The sequence below is a fragment of the Flavobacterium panacis genome (assembly GCF_024649945.1).
Lineage (GTDB): Bacteria > Bacteroidota > Bacteroidia > Flavobacteriales > Flavobacteriaceae > Flavobacterium > Flavobacterium panacis.
Window position 1 is genome coordinate 87369 of sequence record NZ_JANKMS010000012.1, and the last position, 20521, is coordinate 107889.

Consider the following 20521-nt stretch of genomic DNA (forward strand, 5'->3'; position numbering starts at 1 on the left):
TTGTGTATTAAAAGGTTGTATTATTCAGGGCTTTTTCGATTCGTTGTATTAAATCGTTGTAATGGTTTTGGGTAGATTGATCTCCAGTATTCTTTTTAATTTTTAATAATTGAAGGACTTTGCTTAATTCTCCTTTTTTATCTGAAGTCACTTCTGTAACTCTTTTCAAAGTGGATTGATTGATGTTTCGTGCCATGTGAGCATCATCTAAATAGTTGCACAAATGAGGCATGTTTAAAGTCTGCTGAATGTCTAGTAATTTTTTAGGATCTGTTTTTTCAAATAATTTGTTTGTTGAAACAATTAAAACATCTACATAATTCTTTTGTGTCATTCTTTCTAAAATGCTCAAAGATTTATTTTGAATGGTTCCTGCAAACACACTTTGATGCATTTTTTTAAACAAGTCATTTACGGTAAAAACAGGGTCTTTGGTTTTGTTACGCTGATATAATTCGTTTTCTGTCATTCGAAGCAAACGATCATCACTGAATAAATTATACATAACGTCGTACTGCAGTTCTCTTGAAAGCGTATATGGAGTATATTCATAAGGCCCAAGAGGAGAATCTTTCAACGGATTTGTTTTGTCTAAAATATCATTGAAAAATAACCATTGTGGAATCGTAATTACATTCTTCACTAAATAGTCAGCAGCTCTTTTTTGCATAGTAGCTGGAACAGGAACATAACTTTGTTTGTTGTCACCATGAACCGTTACATTCAAATAAACACCGCCAATATTGTTCATCACATGACGATTGTACATTTGCCATTGACCGATAGTTCCAATGTATAATTTTCCAGTTTCGTAATACGATTGATCTTTATCATAAGTCCAGTTTAGGATATTATCCACAACACGTTTTAAGTTTTTCAAACCATATTCGCTGGCTTTAACTGCGTCGTTTCCTAAATCTTCCGATTGAGAACGAGGATCAATAGTATTTTCCTGTTGTTCTCCGTAGAAATAAATCGGATCATTTTGATGTTTTGTAATTAAAGTATTTAGCTTTAAAGTCTCATTGTCATTTGGACCGTACCATCTATACCCCCATTCGATAGCATATTTATCATATTCTCCGATTTTTGGAGTAATTACAGTAACATTATCTTCTGGCTGAGCTACATAATTGTAACGGGCATAATCCATAATTGATGGAGCAGTTCCGCCCATTTTTGCTGTAAATTCTTTAGAACGTAAAGATTCCACATCATAAGCAAAAGAAGAACCCATATTATGTTTTAGACCAAAAGTATGTCCAACTTCGTGAGAAGAAACAAAACGAATTGCCTCACCCATGTGTTCGTCGCTAAATGTATTTCCACGAGCTTTTGGGTCAATTGGTCCAGTCTGAATACGCATCCAGCTTTGAAGCGAAGTCATTACATTATGCCACCAGATAATATCGGCTTCGATAATTTCACCACTTCTTGGATCAACTACAGATGGTCCCATGGCGTTCGATTTTGGAGAAGCCGCATACGTAATGACAGAATAACGAACGTCATCAATATCAAAATCTAAATCTTGTTCAGTAGGTTCTTTTGCAATAATGGCATTTTTAAATCCTGCTTTTTCAAAAGCTGCCTGCCAATCGTGTACGCCATCAATAATATACTTTCTCCATTGTTTTGGAGTCGACGGATCGATGTAATAAACGATTGGTTTTTTCGGCTCTACTAATTCACCTTTCAAATATCGTTCTTCATCTTCTTTCTTTGGTTCTAAACGCCAGCGGGTAATCAATTCTTTTTCAAGCATTGCCTGCTGTGCATCGGCAAAGTACCAATGCTTTTCAGTAAAAAAGCCAATTCGTTTATCAGAAAAACGAGGTTTCATTGGAGTTCTATCCAATAAAATAATATTACTAGTTACGCCAAGCGTCACAGACAATGCTGGACCGCCTTCGCTTACAGAAGTTGTCAGTTGTGATTTAACAACAATGTTTTGAGGGAAAGATTTTAAACCTTCAATATAAGAAAGATCAGATTTAACAGAACCGCCAAAACCAGTGCTACTCAAAACATCGTTGAAGCTTTTTTGTTTTCCGTCAAAAATCTTATTTACTTTAATAACAATGGCAGTCGAATCATTATTTTTAGTTTCAATATCAAAAACTTCAATAATAGATTCTGCAAAATTATTTTTTACAGATTCTGTAATCGCATCTTCTTTTGGTGAAGAAACTTTAGGAACATACGATTTTACCCAGACTTTCTTTGCGATTGTATCTTTATAAAAACTAATGATCTTGTTTTCATAATTCATTCCTTTATTTAAACCGGCTTCGTTTACCTGAAAAGGAACCTGAGATAACTTGTTTACAACTAAAAATTCTCTTTGAAATAAACTGTCCTGAATTTCAAAATAAACATCAGTTTTAACTTGAATAATATTGAAGAGCCCTTTTTTAACCGTTCCTTTTTTGACAAGGTCGTTGTATTTTTTACCTTTTTTAGAATCGGTAGAATCTTTTTTAATTTCAGTGTTATCTTCTTTTTTCTTTTTCTTTTGAGAATGAACAGTAAGTGGAGATAATAATAATAGGAGTATGCAAAATGTTATCAAATTATGCAGGAATTTCTTTTCCTTCATCAGATGTTAAGTTTAGGTTAATTTTTCGCCGAAACTATTTTATTTTAGTTCAGAAAAAAAACAAAAAGGAGTGAATGGATTTTTTTTAGGAGTGAATGGATAGTAATGGAAGCGTGCAAACGAAAGTGCCATCTTTTTCTGATGTCTTAAATTCGCTTTTCGAATAATAATTGTAAATACTCTTCAGATAATTTAATCCAAATTTAGTACTTGGTTCAGCATTCAATTTCTTTTGAAGATTGTTGCTAATGATAACCTGATCTTCTTTAATCAGGATTTTTGTAGTAAGAGGACTTTCCTGAGTAGCTGTATTATGCTTAATAGCATTTTCGACCACAATCTGAAAAGCAAGATAGGGGATATGTTTGTTTAATGCAGCTTCGTTTTCAATTTCAATAGAAAAGAATAACTCTTCCTTAAAACGGGTCTGCTGCAAAAAGATATATTTCTCGATAAATAAAAGTTCATCCTTTAAAGGAACAATGTTCTTTTCTGGAGGATCAATTAAATAACGATAAATTCGGGATAAGTTTAAAGTAAATTTTTGTGCGACTTTAATATCGCTTCCAATTAACATATAAAGTGAATTCAGCGAATTAAACAAAAAGTGCGGATTAATCTGCTCCTTTAATTGCTGCAGCTGAATCAACGCTTTTTCTTTGATGATTTTTTCGTTTTCAACCAAGAGTTTGTTTTTCTCTTCAATAACAATTCCTTTTTCTCTGTAGGCACGTCTGTTGGCATAAGAGAAAAGATAGAAAATCAACAGTAACATTACTGTCGTAATGGAATAAATTAAAGTGGAATATTTTTTTATCTGCGCGACATTCTCATCCACAAAGATTTTCGGGAAGTTTACACAAACAAACCAATTCGAATTTTTTACATCTAATTTTTTAGTAAAGCGGATAACGTCCAGTTTTAAAAACTCAGACATGGTAATTCTCTTCGCAAAATCTTGTTTTTGGGTGAATATTGTATCAGAAGCCTGAAAAGAAGAAACTTTAAAAATATTTTTTCCAATAAAAGCAGCTTCCGGATGATAAACGCAAGTTCCTTTTTTATCAAAAACAAAAGCATAATTAGAAGCCGTTTTGTCTATTTTTGAAATATAAGTATGAAGCAATCCTAAATCAATATCATAACCATATCGAACCGTTGTGTTGTTTGCTGAAACAAGGTTGAAATAAATACGCCAAACCCATTCTTTTCCCTGCGGAAGAACAATACTAATGTGTTGCTTGTTTTTGTTTTGAAAAAGAAAATCTTTAATATCTTTTTTGGTTTCTTCTGAAATCTCATTACCTCCGTAATGAATAACATTTTCATTAATCTGAAACCAATTGTGTATAATCAGTTTATTATTTGCCTGAAGCGAAGAAAGCAATTGTAAATTATTGTCAAGATTTGAAGCACTGCTTATTTGTAAAACATGCTGAATTCTTTTTTCCTGTTCTAGAAATTTGGATAATTCCTGAGATAAAAATTCCTGTTTTTTAATGAAGTTACGCTGCGCCATATCTTCATTCGATTTTTCGGTCAGATCAGTTATCAGATTACTCAAAATGTAAACCGAAGTAACCGTAATCAGAATCGAGGCAATAACGTAAATTACAAATGCCCGTCTGGAAGTAATATTTTTTAATCTAAATTTCAAAGAGTATCATCATGACTTAATTTGCGACGGCAAATTGAGAGTCATATAAATTTTTATAGTACCCATCAGTTTTATGTAATAATTCCTGATGTGTTCCTTGTTCAACAATTAATCCTTTATCCATCACCACAATCTTATCTGCATTTACAATTGTTGCTAGTCTATGTGCTATAATAATCGAAGTTCTTCCTTTAGTAATCGTTTCTGTCGCACGCTGAATCATTTCTTCGGAATACGTATCGATAGAAGAAGTCGCTTCGTCTAAAATTAAAATACTTGGGTTGCTTACATACGAACGTAAAAAAGCAATCAATTGGCGTTGTCCAGATGACAACATAACGCCTCGTTCTTTTACATCAAAATCGTAATTATTTGGCAGGTTCATAATAAAATCATGAACTCCAATTTTCTTTGCTGCATCAATTACTTTGTCTCGAGTAATTTCTTGATTGTGCAAAGTGATGTTGTTGTAGATTGTATCGGCAAATAAAAATACATCTTGTAAAACCACAGCAATTTGTTTTCTTAAAGAAGCCAAGGTATAGTTTTCGATATTTTCTCCATCAATAGAAATAGTACCTCCGTTAATTTCGTAAAAACGATTCAAGAGATTAATAATCGTCGATTTTCCTGCGCCTGTAGAACCTACAATGGCAACAGTCTGTCCTGCCGAAACAGATAAATCGATTCCTTTGATTACTTCTTCTTCTGGGATATAACTGAAACGGACTTGCTTAAATTCGATACTTCCGTTAAAAACAGGAGCTTCAATTTTTCCAGTATCTTGAATATGATCTTGCGTGTCAATAATATCAAAAACGCGATTGGCAGCGATCATTCCTAATTGCATCTCGTTAAATTTATCCGCAATTTGTCTCAAAGGATTAAACAACATTCCGATAAACATGGTGTACGAAAACAAATCTCCGAAAGTCGTAAAATGATCTCCATTCAAAATTCTGAATCCACCGTAAACCACAACTAATCCTAAAGTAATGGATGAAATAATATCGGCAATCGGGAAGAAGATGGAGTTGTACAAAATCGTCTTAATCCAGGCAACTCTGTGTTTGTTGTTGATTTCTTTAAAATTTTCGGCTTCGATTTTTTCACGGTTAAAAAGCTGAACGATTTTCATTCCCGTCACACGTTCCTGAACAAAAGAGTTCATATTAGCAATCTGAGTTCTTACTTCTTCAAAAGCCACTTGCATTTTTCGTTGAAAGATTCTAGTAATGTAAACCAAAATTGGCATGGCAACCACTACAATCCAAGTCAGTTTCCAGTTCATGTAAAACATAAAAATCAGGACCACAAACATTTTCATCAAGTCGCTTATAATCATAAACAAACCTTGACTGAAAATTCTAGCAATCGACTCAATATCGGAAACAGCACGTGTCACCAACTGTCCAACCGGAACCAAATCAAAATACTTCATTCGGAAACTTAAAATATGTTTGAAAAGTTTTGTTCGAATATCTTTTACAATATCCTGTCCAAGCCAGTTGGCCCAATATACAAAGTAAAACTGAGAGAAAACCTCCATCAATAAAACTACACCCATTAAAATGATATACATCAACAATCCCATTTTGTCATGAGTTTTGATGTAACCGTCAACCGTTTCTTTTAAAAGATAAGGACGAAGTGCAGCAAAAATAGAAAGTGAAACCGCAAAAATGATTACGCCATAATAGCGCCATTTATAAGGTCTTGTATATTTTAAAATTCGTTTGAATAATCCAGTATCGAATGCTTTTGCTTTCATTTGTTTTCAGGAGCTGTTTCCTGCTTTCCGTTACAAGTTTTTTTCAAAAATATGTTTTTGTATTGTTTTGCTAAGAGCTTCCGTTGGTCGCTTTATCAAAACACAAAAACTATATTTTTTTCAAAAAAGCTTTTCACTTCAATCAGGGCTATTTAATGTAATCGTAATCTATTTTGGTTAAATACAAACCATGCGCTGGGACAGAAAACCCTGCTTTTTCTCTGTTTTTACTGGCGATAATATTTTCTAAATCTGCCAATGTAATTTTGTGTAAACCTATATTAATTAAAGTTCCTACAATTGCCCGAACCATATTTCTCAAAAAACGATTTGCTGAAATGGTAAATATCAGTTTTCCATTTTCTTGTTTCCAAAATGCCTCAAAAATCGTGCAGTCAAATGTATTGACATCTGTATTTGTTTTAGAAAAACACTGAAAATCGGTATGTTTCAATAACAACTGCGCGGCTTCATTCATAAAATCCACATCCAGTTTCTGACTTACATACCAGCTCAGTTCCTGTAAAAACGGATTTTTTACTGTATTGATATGATATTCATACGTTCTTTTGGAAGCATCAAATCTACAATGTGCATCATCGTGAACTGGAATAATATCAAAAATCGCAATATCTTTTGGTAAAAAAGAATTCAGTTTATGAACCAAAACCGGAATATTCAAAGTTTTTTCGGTATCAAAATGCCCAAACATTTCAGTAGCATGAACACCAGTATCTGTTCTTCCGGCTCCCATAATACTAATGGGTTCATTTAATAAAACCGAAAAAGCCTTATTTAAAGTTTCCTGAACAGAAGAGGCGTTTGGCTGTATCTGCCAGCCATGATAATGTGTTCCGTTATAAGCGAATTGAATAAAATATCTCACAATTGAGGTTCAAAGGTTCTGAGGCGCAAAGGTATGAAAAAAGGTTCTAAGATGCTAAGATGCTAAGGTTCTAAGTTTTTTCTATAGAGATGTTATGATGTTTTTAATATTATAAAGTATTAGACGCACGGCAGTGGGGCTCTACAATTTAAAATGCTAGGAAAAACTTAGTATCTTAGCACCTCAGAACCTTTGTCCCTAAAAAAAAAATGACTAAAATCCTTCTTCTCTCAGATACTCACAGTCACATTGACGATACTATTTTGAAATATGTTGCACAGGCAGATGAAGTTTGGCATGCTGGAGATATTGGTGATTTAAACGTTACAGATACCATTAAAAAACTAAAACCTTTAAGAGCTGTTTACGGAAATATCGACGATGCAAAAGCAAGATTGGAATTTCCATTAAACAATCGTTTTTCTTGTGAGAATGTTTCTGTTTGGATTACACATATTGGTGGTTATCCTGGAAAATACAATCCGAACGTTAGAGAAGAGCTGGCTCTGAATCCTCCAAAATTGTTTATATGTGGACATTCACATATTTTGAAAGTGATGTTTGATAAAAAGAACAATTTATTGCATATGAATCCTGGTGCAGCTGGGAAAAGTGGTTTTCACAAAGTCAGAACAATGCTTCGATTTGTAATTGACGATGATAAAATTAAAGATTTGGAAATCATCGAAATTGGAGAAAAATAATTTTAGAGTGGCAACGGAATCTGAATCTGAATTTTAGTTCCTTCATTTTCTTTAGATGTAATAGCCAGTTTTCCTTTGTATTTTTTAATTCGGGCTCTAATTCGATTTAAACCAAAACCTTCCGCATCTTTTAATTTTTGAGTTTTAAAACCGATTCCGTCATCGTGAATAGTTAATAATAACTCATTGTTTTTTTCGATTAAATGAATTTTAGCTTTTACGGCTTTGCTGTGTTTTATGATATTATTGAACAGTTCGCTGACGATGAAGTAAATCTTCATTTCAAATTTTTCAGTATATCGTGTACTGATTGGGATAGAACTGGAAAATTCAAAATGAATAGCCGAATTAGAGTTTTTTTCGCATAGATCTTCTAAAGCATAAATTAATCCAAAACGAACCAAAAGCGAAGGAACAAGATCATGTGACATGTCTCGTAGGAGTTCATGAGCTTCTGATAGAATAGTTTTGGCTTTTTGTATTTCATCAGATTTAATATCATGTTGCGCCGTAAAGGTATTTAAATGCAATCCCGCCGATGACAAGAGAGAATTGATGTTGTCATGAAGAAAAGAAGCGATTTTTTTCCGTTCGATTTCCTGACTGTCAATTCCTGAATTAATGATATCAAGAAGTATTTTTTGTTTGGTATCTTTTCTTTTTATTTTCTGTTTTAACTTATTGTTCTGGTACAAAAAATAGAATAAAAAAAAGATAATAATAGTGAGCAGAATAGACAAACTGACTATTTTTTTATTTCGTAATTGTTCTGATTTTTTAATAGAATCCTGCTCTGTTTTGTTTTTGATTTCTGTTGGAGAACCACTCGCATTGATACTTGTATTTACGGGTTGTGAAAAAGAAGTTCCTTTAACAACAAAACATAAAAATAATGATAGTATAAAATTACGGCCAAACATAAATTAGGGATTAATTAAATTGTTTTTCAGAGCATATTTAACCAAACCAATTGTGCTTTTTATGTTTAGTTTTTTCATAATATTTTTACGATGAGTTTCGACGGTATGCGAACTGATAAAAAGCTTTTCGCTGATTTCTTTTCCACTGTATTCTAAGGCGATCAATATGATAATCTCAACTTCTCGAGGACTCAGGATTGGACTTTCAATAACGATATTTTGATTTAGTTTCGGATTGTCTTTAAAGGTGTTGAATATCTTTTGTCTAATGGCGTCGCTAAAATATTCCTGTCCCTGGTAAACGGCTTCTACAGCTTCAATGATATTTTCTCCTGCGCAATTTTTGGTGAGATAACCTTTTGCGCCCAGTTTCATTACTTCTTTAATTATTTTTAAATCATCATAACTGGATAAGATAATAACTTTGCAAGGAGATTCTTTTTCGTTGAATTCTTTTAACGTTTCTATTCCATCTTTTTTCGGCATGCTGATGTCCAGAATTAAAACATCCGCTTCGTCTGCAACAACATCATTATATACAGAAGTGCCATCAAGTGAGCTTCCGACCACTTCGAAGTTCGAAACGGTTTTTAATAAGTTGGAGAGGCCATCAATTAAAACCTGATGATCGTCTGCGAGATGAATTTTTATTGATGAAGCCATTTTTTAAAACTGATTAAAAAGTAAAATTATGAAAAATTATCTTACGTTTATTTCGTTTTAGACCAAAAAAAACCCGAATATAAAATTCGGGTTCTTCTTCGCGCAATAAACTAAGTTTATAGGTTTATCTCAAACGATCTACAGATTTTACAAGATCTTCGTCCTTTTTGATGGCCTTATTAGCTAAAACTAATAACACGATAGCAACAATCGGAAGAAACATCCCAATACCTTTCTCAGAAACTTCCGCTTCTCCAGATAAATTTAGTGATCGGTAAACAAATAATCCTAATAAAATTAAATTTAATATGATATTCAATCTGTTTAACACAAATTGATTTTGTCTCTTTTTAAATGAAATTATACTCACTACGGTAAGCATCGTTGTTAGACCTAGGATAAAAGTATAAATCATATCCTGCATAAAATAAAAAGGTTTTCCCGTAGCAGTTGTCCAAAGCGGAACAAAAAGCATTAAAATGCCAGTTACAGCAAAAGTCAGAAATAAATATACAGTTTGAATTCTTTGTATCATGATCTAAAAATGTTTTACAAAAATATATTTTCTTTTTTTAAAATACTATTGTATGATAAAATTTTATTCGTATTATTGCATCATAATACCGTAAGCACTTCATACTGCGGTCAATTCAAATTTATTATCTACCTATTCTTTTTACAGTATTTCCTTTAAAATAATTAAATTCATAGAACATTCATGTTTGATATTTCTGCATTAAAAGAAATGAAGCTTGCTGAGCTTCAAGAAATAGCTAAGTTAGCTAAAACAATAAAGATTACCGGTGTCAAAAAAGAGACTTTAATTAGCCAGATTTTAGCACATCAGGAAAGCACTCTTGAGCCTGTTAAAGCTCCTCAAACAAACGTTGTTGCTGAAGCTAAAGAAGAAAAACCTAAACGTGCTCGAATTGCACCAGTAAAAGCAAAAGCAGCAAATACCAAAAATGCTCCCGTTTTAGAATTTGATAAAGTAGAGGAAACTGTTCAAAAATATGATACTGCTGAAATAGTTGAGCCAATTGCAGAAACGGCAACTGAAGCAGTACAGGAAAATAAAACGCCAGCAGCGAAAAAAGAGCCTAAAGGTGGAAAATTTAATAAACAGGCTTACGAGAAAAAAGTAGCTCTTAAAAAAGAGAAAGAAACGGTACAGGAAGTTGCTACAACAGAAGAACCTGTAGAAACAACTCCTTCTGAAACAGTAGCCGAAACAACAGAAATAGCAGAAAAAACTCCTGCTATTGCCCCTGCAAAAAAGATCAATCCGAATCAAAATAAAAATCAGAACCAAAACCAAAATCAAAACCCGAATCAGAACCAAAATCAGAACGGGAATGGCAATGGAAACGGAAATCACAACAACCAAAATCCTAATCATAAAAATAAAAAGAATAATAATTTCAGAGATTCAGATTTCGAATTTGACGGAATTATAGAAAGTGAAGGTGTTTTGGAAATGATGCCTGACGGTTACGGATTTTTACGTTCATCAGATTATAATTATTTAGCTTCTCCAGATGATATTTATTTATCAACATCACAAATCAGATTGTTTGGTTTGAAAACTGGAGATACAGTAAAAGGAGTGGTTCGCCCTCCAAAAGAAGGAGAGAAATTTTTTCCTTTAGTTCGTGTTCTTAAAATTAACGGACATGATCCGCAAGTTGTTCGTGATAGAGTTTCTTTCGAACATTTAACTCCGGTTTTCCCTTCAGAAAAATTCAAACTAGCCGAAAAAGGTAGTTCTATTTCAACTCGAATTATAGATTTGTTTTCACCAATAGGTAAAGGTCAGCGTGGTATGATCGTTGCACAACCTAAAACAGGTAAAACAATGCTTCTTAAAGATATTGCAAACGCAATTGCTGCCAATCATCCTGAAGTTTATTTGATTGTTCTTCTTATTGACGAACGTCCTGAGGAGGTTACAGATATGCAAAGAAGTGTTCGTGGTGAAGTTATCGCTTCAACTTTCGACAGAGAGCCACAAGAACACGTTAAAATTGCAAACATTGTATTAGAAAAAGCAAAACGTTTAGTAGAATGCGGTCACGATGTTGTGATTTTATTAGATTCGATTACACGTTTAGCAAGAGCTTATAACACAGTTCAGCCAGCATCTGGAAAAGTATTAAGTGGAGGTGTTGATGCGAATGCATTACAAAAACCAAAACGTTTCTTTGGAGCGGCTAGAAATGTAGAAAACGGTGGTTCTTTAAGTATCATAGCAACTGCGTTAACAGAAACAGGTTCTAAAATGGACGAGGTTATCTTCGAAGAATTTAAAGGAACTGGTAACATGGAATTACAATTAGATCGTAAGATAGCCAATAAACGTATTTTCCCTGCAATCGATCTTACTTCTTCAAGTACACGTCGTGACGACTTGTTATTAGACGAAAAAACATTACAAAGAATGTGGATTATGCGTAAATATCTATCAGATATGAACCCAGTAGAATCTATGGATTTTGTAAACGATCGTTTCAAGAAAACAAAAAACAACGAAGAGTTTTTGATTTCGATGAATGATTAATTGAAAGGAACAAAGGCTCATAGTAACAAAGGGACAAAGGTTTTCGCTTTTGAGCAAAAAAAATATAAAATAAAAAAAGGGATGAGTAAAACTCATCCCTTTTTTGTTTGTTACAGATTGGAAACCTCTGTCCCTTTGTTACTTTGTCCCTTTGTAACTATTTTTTATCAACTACCGGTCTATTTTCTCTATTGGCTAAATCCCAGGCAAGAACGAAAGCCAGTTTTGTTCTTTTTGTTAAAGCATCATATTCAATTTTTTCGGCAGTATCGTCTTTTCCATGGTAATCTTCGTGTACACCATTGAAAAAGAAAATAGAAGGAATGCCATGTTTAGCAAAGTTGTAGTGGTCAGAACGCTCATAAAAATGGTTTGGATCTTTAGGATCATTAAATTTGAAATCCAAGTCCATTTTGATATATTTTTCATTTTGAGCTACAACAGCATTGTGTAAGTCAGATGATAATCTATCAGCACCAATTACATATACATAATTGTTTGTGTTTGAATGCTCGACATCACGACGTCCGATCATATCGATATTGATGTCTGCAATTGTGTTTGCAATTGGAAATAACGGATTTTCAGAATAGAAACGAGAACCATGCAAACCGTGCTCTTCTCCAGTTACATGAAGAAATAAAATAGAACGTTTTGGTCCGTGTCCTTGTTTTTTCGCTTTTGCAAATGCTTTTGCCATTTCAATAACGGCTACAGTTCCAGAACCGTCATCGTCAGCTCCGTTGTAAACTTCACCATCTTTAATTCCAACGTGATCATAATGAGCTGAAATCACTAAAATTTCGTCTGGCTTTTCTGATCCTTCAATGTAAGCCCAGATATTCTCAGAATCAGGTAAGTTTTCGTTTCTTCTTGCGTTTAAGAAAGCTGCCGGAATATGTTGATAGTAATCAGAAGCTCCTTTTGGGAAAGAGATTCCGTTTTTCTTATATTGATCAATCATATAAAGACCTGCTTTTTTCTGTCCTTTTGATCCTGTTTCACGACCTTCCATTTCATCTGATGCAATCGTGTAAAGCATTTTCTTTAAATCTTTTTCGCTAATAGCTTTAACATATTTGGTTGGGTCCGAATTGTCTTTGGATGCTGTAGACTGCGCAGTTTTACAAGAATACGCAGAAACAACGAGTAATAAAAGGAGTAATTTTTTCATTCCTATGGTTAGTGTAAATTAATAAATGTGTAAAGAACGTATAAAGAAAGTAAAAATATAATAAAAAGAGAATTTATTATAAAAAGAAAGAAACTTTTTACAAAAGATACCGCTCTAGATTCTCCATAAAAACGATGATGTGCTGGATAAAAGTAATAACACATCCAAATTGTACCTGCAAAGTTTGTAATTCCTGAGATGAAGGACATCGGACTGTCTTCACCAAATAAACCAATCAATCTGTCAATAATAAACATGATTAGAAAAATCAATAAGAGAAAAGAGAAATAATGAAGTGTAAATATTCCGTGATCAAAATAATACCATTTCTTTTTGTTGTGAAAAAGCCACAGGAAAAAGGCAAAAAATGGCATGATGATAAATAGAATTTTAGGAAGATTGTGGAAAAAGGATTCTATGAATTTTATGATTATTTCTTTTTTAGTGTATTTTTCAGTAACATGAACTGCTTTTTCATAAAACCAGTACGATGTTGTATTTAGCTTTTCGCTTTCTTTTCCGTATTTCTGAATGGAATCAATTTCCTTCATACTTTTTAATTGAAAATAGGATTTGTCCAATGTTTTCGATTTCAAATATGATTTTTCATTCCATTTTTTCTTTTCTGTATTAATTTCTTTTTCAAACTTAGACGTGATTTCCTTGTCATTTTTCGTTAAGTCTTCGCTTATATTACTTGGAAATAAAGCAATTAAAAGAAAGGTAATAAAACTAATAAAGATATAAAGTCGAACTGGCGCCAGATAAGACAATCTTTTTCCTGAAAGATATTCTTTAGTTAAGGTTGATGGTTTAAAAAGAAGATTTTTTATCGTTTTCCAAAAAGCATTTTCATAATGCGTTAAATCTTCAAAAAAGTGAATAAATAAATGATGAAAAGTTTTTCGGCTGTCGCTGTTTTCTTGTCCACAATTTGGACAGAATTTTTGTTCTACAACATGCCTGCAATTTAAACAAGTTTTATCTTCTCTAATTTTACTGTGTGACATTGGTTTGGTTGGATTAATTTGTTTTTGGCGGTTTTTGTGTGGTATTATTTCTTTAAAACTTCATTCAGGAATAATTGTAAATGATCAAAAGAACGTTTTGCTGCAACGGCATTATACGCTGCTCCTTTAGAATTATCGCTTCCTGCTTCCGGATTGGTAAAGGAATGAACAGAATTAGCATAATAAATCATTTGCCAGTCTGCTTTAGAATCACGCATTTCCTGTTGAAATGCTGTAATCTCGTCTTTCGGTACAAATGGATCATCGGCTCCATGGCAAACTAAAACTTTTGTAGTTATGTTTTCTGTCTTTCTAGTGGCATCTTTTCCTAAACCTCCGTGAAATGAAGCCACTCCTTTTAGATTTAAATGACCTCTGGCAGCTTCAAGAACTCCAGTTCCTCCAAAACAATAACCAATTGCCACAATATTGTCAGCATTGGCTCCAGATTTTATCAATTCTTGTAAAGCCGTATTGATGCGTTTTTGATAGGCTTCATAATTTGTTTTATAAAAACCGGCTTGTTTTCCTGCTTCACCAGTATTTTTTGGATAATTTCCTTCTCCATAAATATCAGCAATAAACACATGATAGCCTAGTTTGGATAATTCTTCAGCAATTCCTTTAGAAGCGTTATCGATCCCCAACCAGGCTGGTAAAAGTAAGATTCCAGGATTGTTAGTGCTCTTTTTAGCAGATTTGATAAATAAGCCATTCAGTTGCTGGCTTCCTTCGCTATATTTTACTGGTTTTAATTGCGCATTCATAAGGTTGGAAAATAAGATTGCACTGAATAAAATTAGTACGGGATTTTTCATAATTTGGTAATTTTTAACAAATATCAGAAATATTATGTTACAAAAAAACCTCACAAGTAAATTATTGTGAGGTTTATAACGAATAAAATGTTTTAGTAAAATAGCTTTTTATAAGGAAATATTTCTTTTAAAAGCACAGCCCAGTTCTACAATAGAATCGGTTTTATCGATACCTGGAATTCCATCGATTTTTTCGTAAAGAATGCGGCGCATGTGCTCATGATTTTTGGCAATAATTTTAATGTAAAGTGTAAAAGAACCTGTTACATAATAACATTCAGTGATTTCAGGAATTTCTTTAAGCGCTTCAATAATTCTTTCAGAATCAGAATCTTTGTTTAATGTGAGTCCAGTAAAAGAAGCCCAGTCGTAACCAATTTTCTTTTCTTGAATAATAGGTTTGATCCCGCCAATAACACCTTGTTCAATCATTCTGTTAATACGCTGATGCACCATCGTATTTGATATTTTTAAATTAGTAGCGATTGCCGAAAAAGCCATTCTTCCGTCTTTTTCTAATTCCTTAATAATGTTAATATCAAATTCGTCTAATAATTCCATGCGGTAAAAAAAATCGTTTAAAATTGCGTTTTGTAATTTATAAAAGTAATTATTTTTTTTAATAATCATTTAAAGAATATTTCTCTCAAAGGAAATTTGCTTTTTTTTAAAATGTAAAATATATGTTTTGACTTTAAATTTGTTATTTTTAAGTCAAAATATAATTTAAAAACCCTTTTTTAATTTAATTTTGATATTTTTGTAGAAATAAAAAGCAGATTATGATAAGTACAGAAAAAGCACTTTCGTCAAAATCAGAAGTTTTGATTGAAAAAGAGAATAAATACGGAGCCCACAATTATCATCCGCTTCCCGTAGTTTTAGAGCGTGGAGAAGGAGTTTACGTTTGGGATGTAGATGGTAAAAAATATTATGACTTTTTATCGGCTTATTCAGCAGTGAATCAAGGACATTGTCATCCGAAAATTGTGAATGCAATGATTGAACAGGCTCAAAAATTGACTTTGACTTCTCGAGCTTTTTACAATGATAAATTAGGAAACTACGAAGAATACCTAACCCAATATTTTGGTTTTGATAAAGTGCTGCCAATGAATACAGGTGCTGAAGCAGTTGAAACAGCGCTTAAAGTTTGTAGAAAATGGGCTTATGAAGTAAAAGGAATTCCTGAAAATCAGGCGCAGGTTATTGTGTGCGAAAATAATTTCCACGGAAGAACTACTACAATTATCTCATTTTCGAATGATGAAACAGCTCGTAAAAACTTCGGACCTTTTACAGACGGTTTCATAAAAATTGAATATGACAATTTAGAAGCTCTTGAAAACGCTTTAAATTCATCTAAAAATATTGCCGGATTCTTGGTTGAACCAATTCAAGGTGAAGCTGGAGTTTATGTTCCTTCTGAAAGTTATTTAGCGAAAGCGAAAGCACTTTGCGAAAAACACAATGTACTTTTTATTGCAGATGAAGTTCAAACTGGAATTGCGCGTACTGGAAAATTATTAGCGGTTCACCACGAAAATGTACAACCAGATATTCTAATTTTAGGAAAAGCAATTTCGGGTGGAGTTTACCCAGTTTCAGCGGTTTTATGTAATGATGAAATCATGAATGTAATTAAACCAGGACAACATGGCTCTACTTTTGGAGGAAATCCCGTTGCAGCCGCTGTTGCCATTGCAGCTCTTGAAGTGATTAAAGACGAGAAATTAGCAGAAAATGCAGAACGTCTTGGAGTAATTTTGAGAGAGGGATTGAATAAAATTGCCGAAAAAAATAACCTAATTACACTAGTTCGTGGAAAAGGTCTTTTAAATGCAATTGTAATCAACACAGACGAAGAATCTGATCTGGCTTGGGAAATCTGTTTAAAATTCAGAGATAACGGATTATTAGCAAAACCAACTCACGGAAATAAAATTAGATTGGCGCCGCCTTTGGTTATGACCGAAGAACAAATTCAGGAATGTCTAGAGATTATCGAGAAATCTTTGAATGAGTTTAGAAATTAATTATTTCTGACTATTTATAAAAAGAGGCGATTGTACTAAATACAATCGCCTTCTGTTTATAATTACCTAAAATATCAAAAAAAGTAACTATTTCTTTTTGTCATAAATCGACAAAGTATTTTTGTTTTCCAAAATCGAATTCATAATACGTTAGATTAGGCCAAAGCGGTTTGATTAATCCTTTTTCCCAATTTTGTAAAGCCGTTTGCAATTCTTTGACTTTCTCCGGATTTTTTGCAGCTAAATCTGTGGTTTCCGATTTATCTTTTGCTAAATCATAAAGCCAGGTTTCATGCGTTTTTCCGCTAATAATCAGTTTCCAATCGCCGCTTCGAATTGCTTTTGCATCGCCAGAACGCCAGTACAGATCTTTGTGAGCTTCTTTGTTGTTGTTTACAACATCAACTAAATTAACACCGTCATAAATTCTGTCTTTTGGTAATCCGGAATGCGTAACTGCTGCAATTGTACTGAAAATATCCAAGGTACTTACAGGTCTTTTGTAAACCGTATTCGGTTTGATTTTTCCTTTCCACGAAAGTGCAAAAGGAACATTGATTCCGCCTTCGAAATGAGAAAATTTACCGCCTTTTAAAGGAGCATTTGTGGTGGCAAAAGTATAATCGGCGCCACCATTATCACTCGCAAAGAAAATCAGAGTATTGTCTTCCAAACCTTCTTTTTTGATTTTTGCACGAATTCTTCCAATCGCATCGTCAAGCGCGCTGATCATGGCAAAATAGACACGTTTGTTTTCATCTTTAACATTCGGAAAACGATCGTAGTATTTTTTTCTTACCTGAAATGGCGTATGCGGCGCATTAAACGGAACATATAATAAAAATGGTTTCGTTTTATTTTTATCAATAAAAGCTTCCGCCTCTTCTGCAAACTTTTCAGTCAAATATTTCTTTTCATCAATAATCGTAGAATCTCTACGAATTTGACCAATTCCGACACGGCCTTTACCCCAAATCATTTTGTCGGTAAAATCTTTATGATGGTGATTGATAATATCTGGATTATCATCTTCAGGAGCAAAAAGAGAAAATGCCTGATAAAATCCGTAATGATAATCGAAACCACGATCTAAAGGAAAAAATCCTTTATTATGTCCCAAATGCCATTTTCCAATAATTGCCGTGCTGTATCCTTGTTTTTTGGCTAAATCTGCAAAGGTAATCTCAGACTGAGGCAAACCTTGAGTGGCAATCGAAGCATCATTTGGATAATTGATTTTATCGTTTAATCTCCAATTATTCGTATTCATTACATATTTGAAAGCGTAATATTCGAGATTGTTTTTCGGATAACGATCTCCTGGTTGATATTCATGTCCGAAACGTTCCTGATATCTTCCTGTAATCAATCCTGCTCTGGAAGGCGAACAAATAGAAGAAGAAGCGTAACCTTCTGTAAAGGAAACACCTGAAGCCGCCAGAGAATCAATTTGCGGAGTAGGAGTCGATTTTCCGCCGTAGAGCGAAATATCATATTTCCCTAAATCGTCGGCTAGAAGAATGATGATATTCGGTTTTCTTTCCGTTGAAGTATCTTTTTGTGCTAAAAATGCTGTTTTACCTTCAACTAATTTTTCGTTTGGTTTAATTAAAGTTCCGTCGGTATTGATGGGCCAAAATAGAAATGCTGCCAGAAGGAGAAGCACTATTAAAATGGAAACAACAATTTTGGTTATTTTTTTATAGGTTGCCATATTTTGGTTTTGGTTTATTTTTGATTATGACTTTATTTTTAGGTTTTTTTAGTCCAGCTTTGTCATTTCGAGGAACGAGAAATCAGACGCGTTTCTCCACAAAGATTGGCTTTCTGTGAGCAGAATTTCTAGTGCGATTTCTCGTTCCTCGAAATGACAAACAGGAAGTCTTTCAGATATTTGTAGAAAAAGATTATTTCGAAGCTAAAGCCACATCAACATCATTTTTTAAATCGCCTAAACCGTCTTTTTTGAATACGATTTTACCTTTTTGGTAAAAGATTAGAGTTGGAAAGACTTTTACATTTTTTAAATCGGCAATTACCTGCGGACTTTCCTCTAGCTCAATTTCGATGATTTTTAGTTTTTCTCCGTATTGTGTTCGGAGAGATTCTAAAATGGGTTTTACGGTTTTACAAGTCGCACAATATTTTGAACCAATATCTACCAAAACGTATTCGTTTGAACTAATGATTTTTTTATATGCAGCTAATGATAATTTACTTTTTAAATTGCTGTAAAATGGTTTTCCACCGCCAATCCAGTTCGCAATTCCGCCTTCGAGAATATATATTTCTGAAAAGCCTCTTTTAGATAATTCAGTAGATAAAAGACCACTTCTGTAAGCTGCTATTGAATAGATAAATACTGGTTTTTTGGGATCCAATTCTGCAACTCGTTTTTCAAAATCTTCTGACTTTGTATTGAAATTTACAGCACCTTCAATATGGTTTAGCGTAAATTCATCAGCACCTCTTGCGTCAATTATCTGCGGACTTTTTTGTGTTTTGATTTTTGAATAAAAAGCATCTAAAAGTACATTGGCACTTTGTCCTTGAGAAAAAACAACAATTGCCCATAAAAAGGCAATTGCTGTTAAACTGGTTTTTAAAATTTGATTTTTCATTGTAGCTCGATTAAACTTGTTCCAAAACTGGAGCAGGAGTTTCTTCAACAACAATTTCTTTAGGTTTTGACGGAAAAGCCAATACACCTTCGGCAAGAGAACTTCCTTCTTTTTTAGATTTGAATATCGGCCAAAGAAATTGTGCGTACCATTCTTCTTGTTTGTATGATTTTGTTCCGAATGTTTTTGGATATTTTCGAGTGATTAATCCCGTTCCGAAAATGATATCCCAAATGAAGAACATATTTCCAAAGTTTCCTTTAAAATGTCCAACCCCGTCTCCGCTGGTATCGGCGTGGTGTGCCTGATGTGTTGCTGGAGTAGAAATCAATCTTTCTAAAACCCAAGCAATTGGATGAAGCACTTTGTATTTGTAGAAAGGTTTATCCCATGGAATGCTTGAGTGTGCTCCTAAAGTGATAAAACTTTTAATTACTAATACAAATAAAGCAGGCAATCCTAAACCTAAATACGTTAAAGTGGCTGTCAAATAAATTTGAGAAAAGAAAACGGTGTAAATAAAGTTTTGTCTCGAAGCCATCGCCATTCCCATGTATGGTGCAGAATGATGTGTTCTGTGAAAACGCCATAAAAACGGAACCTGATGGTGCAGTCTGTGGTACCAATATTGTGTTAAATCGTCGGCAATGGCAATTAGGAAAAAGCCTCCCCAAAATGGAACCCATGATAAAGCATTCGCTGCATTTGGTAATAAATAGGGTAAAGCCGTTAAGCTGAAAAAAGCAATGATTGGAGGTAGAATTAATTTTGGTGCTAAGAAAGAAACAATATCAATTTTGCGTTCTTCGCCTGTCCATTCGTCATCGTATAAACCTGCTGCAAATTCGATTATTCCTAGAACAATCATAAATACGATTAATCCCCAAGATCTAATGTTTGCAAAAACAGGTTGTAGAAATTGTAAAAATGAGGGTACTGTTAAATGTGATTCGCTTACAGAGCCGCCTCCAAGTTGAAAATAAAGGTATATTGCCAATACTGGCAGCGAATAAATAAAGAAACTTATAGTTAAGTCTCTTACTAATTTTTCTTTTTGAACTATTGCCATGATTTCTTATTTTAAAAATTGATTAATAATGGTTAA

The 20521-nt window shown here is 33.4% G+C and carries 17 protein-coding genes; 3 read left to right on the top strand and 14 right to left on the bottom strand.

The genetic code is table 11. The annotated features are described in order from the left end of the window. Positions 1 to 7 precede the first annotated feature (7 nt). The 4 genes from NQQ59_RS21595 to truA form a co-directional block, all read right to left on the bottom strand. Positions 8 to 2599 carry a zinc-dependent metalloprotease gene (locus NQQ59_RS21595; RefSeq protein WP_144218962.1) on the bottom strand — a complete coding sequence of 864 codons (2592 nt, stop codon included), beginning with the start codon at positions 2597 to 2599 and terminating at the stop codon, positions 8 to 10. A gap of 85 nt (positions 2600 to 2684) precedes the next feature. After that, positions 2685 to 4256 carry a histidine kinase gene (locus tag NQQ59_RS21600; RefSeq protein WP_144218964.1) on the bottom strand — a complete coding sequence of 524 codons (1572 nt, stop codon included), beginning with the start codon at positions 4254 to 4256 and terminating at the stop codon, positions 2685 to 2687. A 16-nt stretch (positions 4257 to 4272) separates the two neighbouring features. Next, on the bottom strand, positions 4273 to 6027 hold the full coding sequence (locus tag NQQ59_RS21605) for an ABC transporter ATP-binding protein (protein ID WP_144218966.1): 1755 nt from the start codon (positions 6025 to 6027) through the stop codon (positions 4273 to 4275). Positions 6028 to 6175: 148 nt separating this feature from the next. Continuing rightward, the gene (truA, locus tag NQQ59_RS21610) at positions 6176 to 6913 is read right to left on the bottom strand and encodes a tRNA pseudouridine(38-40) synthase TruA (protein WP_144218968.1); all 738 of its coding nucleotides are present in this window, start codon (positions 6911 to 6913) and stop codon (positions 6176 to 6178) included. A 209-nt stretch (positions 6914 to 7122) separates the two neighbouring features. On the opposite strand from truA, the gene NQQ59_RS21615 reads away from it, so the two are divergent. After that, positions 7123 to 7617 (top strand): metallophosphoesterase family protein, encoded by a 495-nt coding sequence (locus NQQ59_RS21615; RefSeq protein WP_144218970.1) that lies wholly within the window; start codon positions 7123 to 7125, stop codon positions 7615 to 7617. Between the two features lie 2 nt (positions 7618 to 7619). Here the strand turns inward: NQQ59_RS21615 and NQQ59_RS21620 are convergent, their stop codons facing one another. From NQQ59_RS21620 to NQQ59_RS21630, 3 genes are all read right to left on the bottom strand, one after another. Beyond that, complete coding sequence (locus NQQ59_RS21620; protein ID WP_144218972.1) at positions 7620 to 8537, bottom strand: sensor histidine kinase; 918 nt, start codon at positions 8535 to 8537, stop codon at positions 7620 to 7622. Between the two features lie 3 nt (positions 8538 to 8540). Beyond that, complete coding sequence (locus NQQ59_RS21625; RefSeq protein WP_144218974.1) at positions 8541 to 9200, bottom strand: response regulator; 660 nt, start codon at positions 9198 to 9200, stop codon at positions 8541 to 8543. A gap of 124 nt (positions 9201 to 9324) precedes the next feature. Next, a complete protein-coding gene (locus NQQ59_RS21630) occupies positions 9325 to 9735 on the bottom strand; it encodes a DUF4293 domain-containing protein (protein ID WP_144218976.1) in 411 nt (136 codons plus the stop codon). Between the two features lie 183 nt (positions 9736 to 9918). Between NQQ59_RS21630 and rho the strand changes: the two genes are divergently transcribed. Then, positions 9919 to 11757 (top strand): transcription termination factor Rho, encoded by a 1839-nt coding sequence (gene rho, locus NQQ59_RS21635; protein WP_257698431.1) that lies wholly within the window; start codon positions 9919 to 9921, stop codon positions 11755 to 11757. A gap of 157 nt (positions 11758 to 11914) precedes the next feature. Here the strand turns inward: rho and NQQ59_RS21640 are convergent, their stop codons facing one another. From NQQ59_RS21640 to NQQ59_RS21655, 4 genes are all read right to left on the bottom strand, one after another. Beyond that, entirely contained in the window at positions 11915 to 12931 is a 1017-nt protein-coding gene (locus NQQ59_RS21640) for a M28 family peptidase (protein WP_144218980.1), read from the bottom strand. An 8-nt stretch (positions 12932 to 12939) separates the two neighbouring features. Then, positions 12940 to 13941, bottom strand: a complete 1002-nt coding sequence (locus NQQ59_RS21645) for a DUF3667 domain-containing protein (RefSeq protein WP_144218982.1) — start codon at positions 13939 to 13941, stop codon at positions 12940 to 12942. 44 nt (positions 13942 to 13985) lie between these two features. Further along, positions 13986 to 14759, bottom strand: coding sequence for a dienelactone hydrolase family protein (locus NQQ59_RS21650; protein ID WP_144218984.1), 774 nt, complete (start codon positions 14757 to 14759; stop codon positions 13986 to 13988). A 108-nt stretch (positions 14760 to 14867) separates the two neighbouring features. Next, a complete protein-coding gene (locus NQQ59_RS21655) occupies positions 14868 to 15320 on the bottom strand; it encodes an Lrp/AsnC family transcriptional regulator (protein WP_144218986.1) in 453 nt (150 codons plus the stop codon). A gap of 221 nt (positions 15321 to 15541) precedes the next feature. Here NQQ59_RS21655 and rocD point away from each other — a divergent pair, with 221 nt between their 5' ends. Beyond that, positions 15542 to 16795: an ornithine--oxo-acid transaminase gene (gene rocD, locus NQQ59_RS21660; RefSeq protein WP_144218989.1), complete on the top strand. Its 1254-nt coding sequence runs from the start codon at positions 15542 to 15544 to the stop codon at positions 16793 to 16795. Between the two features lie 100 nt (positions 16796 to 16895). Here rocD and NQQ59_RS21665 read toward each other — a convergent pair whose 3' ends face one another. The 3 genes from NQQ59_RS21665 to NQQ59_RS21675 form a co-directional block, all read right to left on the bottom strand. Next, positions 16896 to 18509 (bottom strand): sulfatase-like hydrolase/transferase, encoded by a 1614-nt coding sequence (locus tag NQQ59_RS21665; protein ID WP_144218991.1) that lies wholly within the window; start codon positions 18507 to 18509, stop codon positions 16896 to 16898. A 193-nt stretch (positions 18510 to 18702) separates the two neighbouring features. Continuing rightward, positions 18703 to 19416, bottom strand: coding sequence for a thioredoxin domain-containing protein (locus NQQ59_RS21670; protein WP_257698432.1), 714 nt, complete (start codon positions 19414 to 19416; stop codon positions 18703 to 18705). Positions 19417 to 19426: 10 nt separating this feature from the next. Then, positions 19427 to 20485, bottom strand: coding sequence for a sterol desaturase family protein (locus NQQ59_RS21675; RefSeq protein ID WP_144218995.1), 1059 nt, complete (start codon positions 20483 to 20485; stop codon positions 19427 to 19429). Positions 20486 to 20521: the final 36 nt, after the last annotated feature.